We start from the raw sequence: 1,459 nt of genomic DNA, 5'->3' as shown, positions 1-1,459 counted from the left end.
CCATCGAGCAGGCTGAGCTTGGTGCCGATCTCATAGCCCTCACCCTGCTGGAAGGCGAAGGGCTGCCCCGCGCGGTTCGTGCCGGTGTTTGGTAGGAAGGAGCGACCATAGCTGCCGTAGAGCGAGACCGTGTCCGCAAGATCGTAGGAAAGGCCGAAGCGCGGCGTCGCGACCGTGTCCTGCAGGCTGGTGGAGCGCCCGGTCCGGTAGTCGGTCGAGACCAGGCCAAGGCTTTCGACGCGCACGCCCACGAGCGCATGTAGGCGTGGGGTGATGTCGATCTGGTCCTGAACGTAGCCGCCGTAGCTCTCCGTGTTCTGGAGGAAGTTGGTGATCGAGGCGAGCGGCGGCCGCGCCGCCTGTCCGTAGCGTGGGGCGAACAGGTCGAGGGTGAAGGGGAAGAGGTTCGCGTTCGAGCGGTCGAAAACCTCGCGGTATTGGTAGCTGTCGTACTCGAAGCCCATCAACAAGGTGTGCCGGAAGGGACCGGTCTCGAACTTGCCTGCGAGGTTGAGCTGCAGGTCGATGTCGGACCAGCTCAGGTCCCGGTGCTCAAAGGTGCGGCGCAGGGTGCGGCCGTCCTGCAGGACGTTCATGGCGCCCACGCCGTCGCCCAATAGGCGCCCGCCGAGGGCTTGGGCGCCGGCCGTCACTACCCAGTTCGAGTCGAGCCTGTGCTCGATGCGAAGCTGCCCCAGAGCGTTGTCGTTGCGCACCGGCGGGATGCCGGGCTCGCCGATGAAGCGGTTGCGTGGAAGTGCGCGGATGTTGCCGTTGATCGGCACGACGCCCCGGTCGAAGGTCGTGGCGGTGCTCATCACCTCGCCCTCCAAGGTGATCGTGGTGTCGGCGGTCGGCTTCCAGGCGATGACGGGGGCGAGGTAGAAGCGGTCACCGCTCACGTAGTCGCGAAAGCTGCCATTATCCTCGACGGCCCCCGTGACCCGAGCGAGCACCCGCCCCTCCTCATCGAGAGCACCGGTGGCGTCGAAGGTGCTGCGCTTCTGGTTGAAGCTGCCGTACTGCGTGCCGATCGCGAGGGCGCGTTCGGCGAGCGGCTGCTTGGTGACGATGTTGAAGGTCCCACCGGGATCGCCGCGGCCGTAGAGGAAGGCTGAGGGACCCTTCAGCACCTCGATCCGCTCGATGGAGACCACGTCCGGCGAGTTCGGGAAGCCGCGGTTGATCGGAAACCCATTGCGGTAATACTCGCCGGTGTTGAAGCCGCGGATCGTGAACTCCGTCAGCCCAAGGCCGGCGAAGTTATTGGCCCGGCCGACGCCGGCAAGGTCGAGGGCAGTGTCGACCCGCGTCGCGGCGGCATCCTGAAGAACACTGTCCGGCACGACGACCACGGTCTGAGGCACCTCGCGAAGAGGCGTGTCGGTACGTGTCGCGCTGACGCTCTCACGAGCAAGGTAGCCATCCACCTTGCGGGGCGGCCCGTTAGCCGTTCCGC

At 66.3% G+C, this 1,459-nt stretch carries 1 protein-coding gene; it reads right to left on the bottom strand.

Going from position 1 to position 1,459, the window contains the following annotated elements; translation table 11 throughout:
* On the bottom strand, nucleotides 1-1,367 hold a 1,367-nt coding region (locus FV234_RS25765), incomplete at its 3' end, for a TonB-dependent receptor (protein WP_147832434.1).
* Nucleotides 1,368-1,459 lie beyond the last annotated feature (92 nt).

This window comes from Methylobacterium sp. WL8 (assembly GCF_008040045.1).
Lineage (GTDB): Bacteria > Pseudomonadota > Alphaproteobacteria > Rhizobiales > Beijerinckiaceae > Methylobacterium > Methylobacterium cerastii.
This window is presented reverse-complemented; position numbering and strand designations above follow the sequence as displayed.